The following is an 8,257-nucleotide window of genomic DNA, read 5'->3' on the forward strand; positions in this document are numbered from 1 at the left end:
GCCGAGACGCCTGTTTCGACTTGCGGGCCATCGGGCGAAATTCCGAGCGCGTGTAGCAACGGCTCGTTGGCTGCGGTCTGGATCCAACCGGTGTCGATCAAGGCCTTCACCGTGATCCTGCCCACCTGCGCGTCCACGACCAGGTGGCCGCTGCTGACACGCCCTTTCAGTATGCTGTCGGGCGTCAAGCTGACATCGGCGACGTCCGCCAGTCGGGTTCCGCGCTGATACAGGCGGAGTCGATTGGCGTCGAAATCAAGATCAACGGTGAACTTGTCGAGAAAACTTCCACCAAGTACGCATGGCGCTTTGACTTTGGCATCGAACCAGCTGCTGTTCCGGCGCAAGGTGTCAACGAACTTGAGGCGTGCGTTGCCTATGGCGACATCGCGCAACCGAACCAGTGGCATCGAACGCGTGCCATTGGCAACGGTTACCTTGGGCATCCCTATCGTTTCCGCACCGCGGCTCAACTCGGAGTTGACGACGCTGACCGTGGATCCCGTGTCAACGACGCAAGCGATGTTTGAGTGTTTTCCAATGGAGATGGCTACCAGTGGCTGGATCGTTCCGGGGATGAAGGCAACGTCCGCCAACGGTTCAACCGCCAAACACAAGCCACTATTGGCGAATGCCAAGATCAAGATCAAGCCAGGCAACGAGTACGATGACCGCGATTTGCCGGCTTGGACATTGCCTCTTCCGGCAGGCGCTACGGCGAATGCATCCGGGTAATTCACTCTACCTCCCTTGCCTCGGGCTGATTGCAAACAACGGGTGGGATGACGTCAAAACCGCTCATTCGCCGGCAGATAGCGCCAGCTTCCCTCGGGCATCTTGCCGAGCGGGATGCGGCCGATGCGGATGCGCCGGATCGAGACGATATCGAGATTGACCTGTCGACACATGTCGCGGAGTTGTCCGCCCTGGCAGCCCTTGATGGCAAAGCGCAGACGCACTTCGTTCTGCCAGCTGACCTTGCACGGTGGCAGCACACGACCTTCGTAACTGAGTCCGTGATTGAGGCGACGTAAACCCCATGGGGCGATTTCGCCGCTGACTTCGACGATGTATTCGTGTTCGATGTCGTCGCCGTCCTCACTCAGGCGGCGCCAGACGCGGCCATCCTGGGTCAGCACGATCAGACCGCTGGCTTCGCGATCAAGCGACACCAGCGGGGTCAGGTTGGCGAGGTGGCGCTTGAGCGGGCGCACGCCGCTGGCATCGTCACTCCACTGCGCGCCGGCCACGGCAAGCGTTACTGCCGGATTGTTACCGCTGATTGCGTCGAAGCCGGCGGGTTTGTGCAGCAGCAGGGTGGCCGGTTCCAGCGGGGTGAGGCTTGCATCGTCATCGATCGTCACCACCTCGGTGGTCACCTTGTGCTGCGGTCGATCGATGACCACGCCATCAACAGAAACCCAGCCGCCTTCGACATAGCGCTCGGCATCGGCGCGTGAACAGCCGCGAATGGCGGCGACGCGTTTGGCGAGGCGAATGGGTTCGGACATGGTGCGGGGCGTTCGATGGTGGCGGCCTGCAGTGTACCGGCGGATCGGCTCTTGCGCCTGCTCGTTTTGCCGATTCTCGCCTGACTTGCCATCGGCCACGTCGATATTATTGAGGATTTGTCCATGATTCCACTTTCCATTCTCGATCTGGCGCCGGTCACCGAAGGCAGTGATGCGCGGCAGACCTTTATCAACACGCTCGATCTCGCGCGCGCCGCCGAGCGCCTGGGCTATAGCCGCTACTGGCTGGCCGAACACCACAACATGCCCGGTATCGCCAGCGCGGCCACGGCGGTGCTGATCGGCCACATCGCCGGCGGCACCTCGACGATCCGCGTCGGCGCCGGCGGCATCATGCTGCCGAATCACGCGCCGCTGCAGGTGGCCGAGCAGTTCGGTACGCTGGCCTCGTTGTACCCCAATCGCATCGACCTCGGTCTGGGTCGGGCACCGGGCACCGATCAGGCTGCCGCGCGTGCCTTGCGACGCAGCTATGAGAATGCCGAAGAATTTCCCGCCGACGTGGTCGAACTGCTTGGCTACTTCGAGCCAGCCGTTGCCGGACAAAGCGTTCGCGCCGTTCCCGGAGCCGGTATCAACGTGGAAGCCTGGCTGTTGGGGTCGAGCCTGTTCGGTGCCAGTCTCGCGGCCATGCTCGGTCTTCCGTATGCGTTTGCCTCGCATTTCGCTCCGCCGATGCTGGACGAGGCGCTGGCTGTCTATCGGCGCAATTTCCGTCCATCGGCACGCCTGCAGCGGCCGCATGTGATGCTGGCGTTGAACGCGGTTGCGGCGGAAACCGATGACGAGGCGCGTCGTCTGTTCACCACCCAACAACAGGCCTTTGTCCAGCTGCGGCGCGGAAAGCCGGGACTGGTACCGGCCCCGCTGGAATCCGCATCGGCGTTCGATGACTGGTGTACGCCGGTCGAAAAGGCCGGTGTCGACCAGGCACTGGCGTGCGCCGTGGTCGGCTCATTCGAAACCGTGCGCCGTGGCATGCAGGCATTCATCGACCAGCACCATCCCGATGAGCTGATGCTGACCGCGAACATCTTCGATCATGCGGCGCGCGTGCGCTCATTCGAGATCGCCATGCAGGCGCATGCCGGAGCCTGATTCAATCGCCGGTCGAAACGACGCGTGGAAAGAAATATCAATTTCGCCAAATCAGGAACTTGACTCAATCATCGCCGCCCGCATGCTTCGCCAAGTCCTCATTGCCGAGCGGCCAGACGCAAGCCTCTGGGTGTCAGCAATCGCTCGATGATTTCGAATACCGCTTGAACGACCAAGGCCAGCGCGGCAGCCGGAATCGCGCCTTCAAGTATCAGTCCGATGTCATCGAGGCGAATGCCGGCAAGTATCGGTTGGCCATAGCCGCCGGCACCAATCAGCGCGCCGAGCGTGGCGGTGCCGACATTGATCACGGCGGCGATCTTGATGCCGGCGAGGATCGTGCCCAGTGCCAGTGGCAGCTCGATACGCCACAGGCGTGTCCTTGATGGCAAGCCAATCGCAGCCGCGGTTTCACGCAACTCGCGCGGAATCCCGCTCAGGCCGGCATGCGTATTGCGCACGATCGGCAGCAAGCTGTAGAGAAACAACGCGGCGATCGCCGGCTTGGCGCCGATGCCGAGCAACGGAATCATGAACACGAACACGGCCAGCGAGGGCAGCGTTTGCAGCAGGCCGGTCGTGGTCAGGATCACCTGCCCCAGCCGCGGACGCCGGGCGGCGAACACGCCGAGCGGCAGCGCGACAAGCAAGGCCAGACCCAGCGAGATGCCGACCAGGGCCAGGTGCTCGACAGTGCGTTTCCAGATCCGCGAGCTGCGCCCGCTGCGTGTCGGCGCATCGATGCCGAGCCAGTTGGCTGCGACGCTGGCTTCCGCCTGGCGTTCGAGTTTGACCCTGGCATTGAGCGACTGCATGGTCGCCGCATCGATGCGCCCGGCCAAACCGTTGAGCGCTTGCACAAATCCCGGGGCTCTTTTGCGCAAATCCAAACGGTACAGATAGACGGCTTGATAGCTCGGAAAATAGCCGCGATCGTCATCAAGCACGGCGAGCTGGTAGTAGGGAATTTCGGCATCCGTGCGATACAGGTCGGTGACATCGAGCGCGCCATTGGCGAGGCCACGATAGGCCAGATCGTGATCGAGGCCGGTCGCGGTTTGCGGTAGCGCATACGCCTCGCGCAGCCCCGGCCATCCATCCGCGCGTTGCATGAACTCGTTGCTCAGCCCAAAGCGCAGATCAGCATGTCCGCGCAGATCGCTGATTGAATGGATGCCGAGTTGTGCCGCACGCTGGCTGGCCATACCCAGTGCATAAGTATTGTTGAAGCCGAGCGGGTCGGTCATCGCCAGACCCTTTTCAGCCAGGGCTGCGCGCAATGCCCCGAAATCGGCATCGGGCATCTGCAGCAACTCCTGGGCCAGGGTGCCGGTGTATTCCGGATAGACGTCGATCTGGCCGTTCTCAAGGGCACGCCAGAGGATCCGCGTGCCACCGAGTTGGCGTCGATGGCGGACTTCGATATCCGCCTGTCGCGCAAGTCCGCTGGCGATTTCACCGAGAATCACCGACTCGGTAAAAGCCTTCGAACCGATGATGACTACGGATCCCTGTTTCGCAGGCGCCGAACAGGCAGCGCCAAAAAATGCCAGGACGAGAATCAGCACGCGCCTCATGCGAGATCCGCCAGACTGCGTTGCGCGGTCATGAACTGGTGCACGAAGGGATCATTCGGCGAATCGATCAACTCGCGCGCCGATCCCTGCTGCAGCAGCGAACCGTGGCGCAGCAAGACCAGCGTATCGGCCAGAAAGGCCGCCTCGGCGACATCGTGGGTGACCAGAACGACGGTCTTGTCGAGCTTTGCAAACAACTCGCGCATCTGCGCTTGCAACTCGAAACGCACGATCGGATCGAGCGCGCCCAGCGGCTCATCGAGCAGCAGCACCGGCGGATCCAGCATCAAGGCGCGGATCAGGCCGACGCGCTGGCGCTGACCGCCGGAAAGTTCGGCCGGATAGCGCGCCATGGCATCGATCGGCAACTGGCAAAGCTCGGCGAGTTCATGGGCACGTGCCGCGATCGCTTGGCGTGACCAACCCAGCGTACGTGCCAGCAGACCGACATTTTCCGCCGCCGTCATATGCGGAAACAGTCCTCCTTCCTGGATCACGTAGCCGATGCGCCGACGCTGTTCGAGCAAACGCTCACGCTGCAGCAGCTCGGCATCAAAGCGAACCTCACCGGAGTCCGGCCACTCCAGCCCGATCAACATGCGCAAGACGGTTGACTTGCCGGCACCGCTGGGGCCGATCAGCGCAGTCGTGCGTGCCGACGCAATTTCCAGATCAAGACGATCCAGAGCGATCGTCGTCGCATAGCGTTTACTGACCGATGAGAGGCTGAACATCGATCAACAATAGCGGAATGGAATCAAGGCGAATACGTTTGAGGCAACGCTGGTCAAGTGGCACAACCGTCATGGCATTCAGAAGGTTCGCCAGTCGGGCTGCGTCGCGAAGTGAAGGCTGGTTGCCTTGACGAGCTGCGCGGCGCGGCTGGCGGGCCTTCTGGATACCACCTGTTTCAATATAGGCAATCGGTTAGGCGACACCTGTCTGCGCGCAGACAGGTGTCGTGACGATTGCGCCACTTGATCAGCGTTGCCTTAGTGCGAGGCAACGCAAACGGCCACTCCGAATCCAATCCGGAATGGCCGACTCATCCGTGAAAAACCATCCTCGCGCTTCCTTGAGGGCGTGGCGGCTCTTTGCTGGCCGCCTTTCAGAGATTTGGCGCAGGCAGGATCAAACTTTTGCGCGAGCGGCTCGAAAGCCGATCAGACCGAGCAAACTGGCAAGCAGGACAAGGATCGCCGGTTGATTGACCGGAACCTCGGTGATGACGGCCGCATTGCCAGGTGGTGGCACGTTGGATGAGCCAAAGCCATCGACATAGACGTAACCGCCATGCCCGCCGAGCGAGCAATCTGCCGCAATCACGGTCAGCTCGACCTGCTCGCCGACCGCGCTGAGCGGCAGCACGACATCGATGTTCTGGAATTCAAGGTACTTCCAGTTTCCTGCACCACTGAGGAAGTTCACCCCGGCTTGTCCCGAATAGGCGAACTGCTCGAACAGGATGCTGTTGTCGGCAAGGTTTTTCACCGAAACATAGAAATACGGCTGCTGGTTCGGTGAATGGTTGGGATCATCCATGACCGGTGCAAACGCAAAGCGGATGTGCGGCAAGCCATCGGCCGGATCGATATCGGCGCTGGTGACCGTGTCGGTCTGGACCAGACTGGTGACCAGCGCGCCACCGTTCTCATCATTGAGTTTGGCCGTCAGCTGGCCGACGCGCGGCAACAAGATCGTCGGCGCCAGCAGATCGGTCATCTGACCGACAATCGATGCCGGACCCGGCGCACCGGGCGTGATCTGGATGCTGGCACTGGTGAACGGCTCGGCGCCGAGCAAACCGGGATTGGTGCCGCCGGCCAGGGTCCAGCCGACAAAGCTGTTCTGTTCGAAGCCACCATTGGTGAAGATGGCAAACGCGGGCGCAGCAGCCAGGCTCAATGCGGTAGCGAGCAGGATACGGCTGAAGCGTCGATGCGGGCGCGCTGATCGCACACGACCCGATGTGTGTTGGTGTACGGACATGGGATTCCCCTGATGGAGTGACTGCCGGCGTGTCGACGCCGATGGGGCCACATCCTATGCAGTCGCACTCAGCGTCCATACCCCGCGAATGAGGGGGTGCATGTTCGGCGATTGTGAGCCTCAGGTCGCGGACGCGGGATCCGGGAATCCGGCCTTGACCGCTGCCACGGCTTTGACGCGCGCCTTGCGCATGGCCTCGGCGATGGCCGGCCCCTGTAGTCCCTCGGCCACGTAGGGCGCCGCCTTGATCGTGATCGCGGCCTGATAGGCGGCGCGCAGCAGATCCCCTTGTGGATAGTCGGATTCCGAGTACCCCAGGCGACCACGCTTGTCGGCTTCGCAAACGGTGATGAACTGCTCGATCCGCTGCGGCTTGCGCAAGGCGTCGAGTTTTTCGATCAGGCCGAACAGGGTTTCCGGGCGCAACTCGAAAGCGCGATGTGACAACAGGTGCAGCCGACAGCAAAGCACGCCGAGCTCGGCATGTTCGGTCGGCACGCGCAGGCGCTCGGCGAGCGCGCGCAACGGCGCCACGCCGCGCTCCTCATGCATGATGTGGCGGGGCAGTTCGCGAGCCGGTGTCAGCGCCTTGCCGAGATCGTGGGTCATCGCGCAGAAGCCGATCAGATCGTCGCCGGGGGCGAGCCTGGCGGCCATGTCGACGACCATTTCGTTGTGGATGCCAGTGTCGATCTCCGGATGGTATTCGGCCCGCTGAGGCACGCCATAGAGTGCGTCGATTTCCGCAAACAGGATCTTCAGCGCACCACATCCGCGCAAGCTGCGCAAAAATGCCGACGGGGTGACTTCGCTCAGCGCCTTGCGCGTCTCCGCCCAGACCCGCTCTGGAACCAGATGATCAACCTCGCCAGCAGCGACCATGTCGCGCATCAGTTGCATCGTCTCGTCGGCAATCGTGAAACCGTAGGAGGAGAATCGCGCAAGGAACCGCGCCACGCGCAACACACGAACCGGATCCTCGGCAAAAGCCGGTGAGACGTGGCGCAATACGCGCGCCTCAAGATCACGCGCGCCACCGTAGGGATCGACAAGCTCGCCGTCGGCATTCTCGGCCATTGCGTTGATGGTCAGGTCGCGCCGTTCGAGATCGGCTTCCAGGGTCACCGACGGATCGGCATTGAAGGCAAATCCGTGATAACCCGGCGCGGTCTTGCGCTCGGTCCGCGCCAGCGCGTACTCCTCGTTTGTGCGCGGATGCAGGAATACCGGAAAATCCTTGCCGACCGGCCGATAGCCCTCAGCCAGCATCTGCTCGGGCGTGGCCCCGACCACGACATGGTCAACGTCGCTCGACGTTCTGCCAAGCAACCTGTCGCGAACCGCACCGCCTACCCGATAGATCTTCATCCGCTGATTGTGCCAGAGCCTAGATTTCCATGGGGCTTCGTATCAGCGCGACACAACGGAGGATGGAATTTGCATATAGGGGGGGGGGGGGCGATGTAGTATGATTTTGCTGCAATTGCAGCGCAATTATCTTGTAGGCAATAAGGAGATAGCATTTTGAAGACATTATTCATAGCAACAACCGCGATGATTTTGGGAGCGCTAATTGCATGCTCCGATTCGTACGCGACCGCTCTGCCCTGTACGAACTGTTCGATGAGTCAAATGGAGACTCATGCGCAAAATGCGGGCCAAGGTACGTGGACCATTTGGAATCCACTAAATGGAGAGGTCGCAAAGTTCAGGATTTCGTGTGGTGGCTCAGTTAACGTTGTCGAGCCGACAGACGGGCCGCTCAGTCATCCTCAAGCTCGCTCAGCAAATAGCTCAATCAACTTGACATGCCAAACCGCCAATTTCCTCACGGTATCGCCCGAGCAAATCGAGACTGCGGCTAATCTATCGTATATATATAACCATACTAATGGATCCTATAAATCCGGTTTAGTCGTGCAACTACATAACCTAAATTTTTCGTCGAATTTAGGTTATGACACCATTTCCGCTCACGATTATCTTGGTGACAACAACCTTAGATCGCAAATCAATGATGTTTTGACAGAAGATGCGCTCGCCAGCGCAGATCAGTCGCCA

8 protein-coding genes are annotated in these 8,257 nt (G+C 61.0%); 2 read left to right on the plus strand and 6 right to left on the minus strand.

Annotated elements, in window-relative coordinates; all coding sequences use genetic code 11:
• Together VFN25_RS03000 and VFN25_RS03005 are read right to left on the minus strand one after the other, a co-directional pair.
• On the minus strand, positions 1-740 hold a 740-nt coding region (locus VFN25_RS03000; RefSeq protein WP_325138666.1), incomplete at its 3' end, for a retropepsin-like aspartic protease.
• Positions 741-788: 48 nt separating this feature from the next.
• Positions 789-1,511 (minus strand): rRNA pseudouridine synthase, encoded by a 723-nt coding sequence (locus tag VFN25_RS03005; protein ID WP_325138669.1) that lies wholly within the window; start codon positions 1,509-1,511, stop codon positions 789-791.
• A 123-nt stretch (positions 1,512-1,634) separates the two neighbouring features.
• Between VFN25_RS03005 and VFN25_RS03010 the strand changes: the two genes are divergently transcribed.
• On the plus strand, positions 1,635-2,630 hold the full coding sequence (locus VFN25_RS03010) for an LLM class flavin-dependent oxidoreductase (protein WP_325138671.1): 996 nt from the start codon (positions 1,635-1,637) through the stop codon (positions 2,628-2,630).
• A gap of 98 nt (positions 2,631-2,728) precedes the next feature.
• Here the strand turns inward: VFN25_RS03010 and VFN25_RS03015 are convergent, their stop codons facing one another.
• The 4 genes from VFN25_RS03015 to VFN25_RS03030 all read right to left on the minus strand — a co-directional run bounded on the left by VFN25_RS03015 (position 2,729) and on the right by VFN25_RS03030 (position 7,564).
• Positions 2,729-4,207 (minus strand): glycine betaine ABC transporter substrate-binding protein, encoded by a 1,479-nt coding sequence (locus VFN25_RS03015; RefSeq protein ID WP_325138673.1) that lies wholly within the window; start codon positions 4,205-4,207, stop codon positions 2,729-2,731.
• Positions 4,204-4,941 (minus strand): ATP-binding cassette domain-containing protein, encoded by a 738-nt coding sequence (locus VFN25_RS03020; protein ID WP_325138674.1) that lies wholly within the window; start codon positions 4,939-4,941, stop codon positions 4,204-4,206. Before VFN25_RS03020 ends, VFN25_RS03015 begins: the two co-directional genes overlap by 4 nt.
• A 397-nt stretch (positions 4,942-5,338) precedes the next feature.
• Positions 5,339-6,196, minus strand: coding sequence for a hypothetical protein (locus tag VFN25_RS03025; protein ID WP_325138676.1), 858 nt, complete (start codon positions 6,194-6,196; stop codon positions 5,339-5,341).
• 120 nt (positions 6,197-6,316) lie between these two features.
• Positions 6,317-7,564 (minus strand): multifunctional CCA addition/repair protein, encoded by a 1,248-nt coding sequence (locus tag VFN25_RS03030; protein ID WP_325138678.1) that lies wholly within the window; start codon positions 7,562-7,564, stop codon positions 6,317-6,319.
• 255 nt (positions 7,565-7,819) lie between these two features.
• On the opposite strand from VFN25_RS03030, the gene VFN25_RS03035 reads away from it, so the two are divergent.
• The coding region (locus VFN25_RS03035) for a hypothetical protein (RefSeq protein WP_325138681.1) at positions 7,820-8,257 on the plus strand (438 nt) is incomplete at its 3' end.

Source organism: Dokdonella sp. (assembly GCF_035703485.1).
In the GTDB taxonomy this organism is placed as follows: domain Bacteria; phylum Pseudomonadota; class Gammaproteobacteria; order Xanthomonadales; family Rhodanobacteraceae; genus Dokdonella.

What these genes read in the sequence shown, in the direction of transcription:
- VFN25_RS03005 (WP_325138669.1), bottom strand. Translation starts at nt 1,511, where the DNA reads ATGTCCGAACCCATTCGCCTCGCCAAACGCGTCGCCGCCATTCGCGGC.
- VFN25_RS03030 (WP_325138678.1), bottom strand. Translation starts at nt 7,564, where the DNA reads ATGAAGATCTATCGGGTAGGCGGTGCGGTTCGCGACAGGTTGCTTGGC.
- VFN25_RS03010 (WP_325138671.1), top strand. Translation starts at nt 1,635, where the DNA reads ATGATTCCACTTTCCATTCTCGATCTGGCGCCGGTCACCGAAGGCAGT.
- VFN25_RS03020 (WP_325138674.1), bottom strand. Translation starts at nt 4,941, where the DNA reads ATGTTCAGCCTCTCATCGGTCAGTAAACGCTATGCGACGACGATCGCT.
- VFN25_RS03015 (WP_325138673.1), bottom strand. Translation starts at nt 4,207, where the DNA reads ATGAGGCGCGTGCTGATTCTCGTCCTGGCATTTTTTGGCGCTGCCTGT.
- VFN25_RS03025 (WP_325138676.1), bottom strand. Translation starts at nt 6,196, where the DNA reads ATGTCCGTACACCAACACACATCGGGTCGTGTGCGATCAGCGCGCCCG.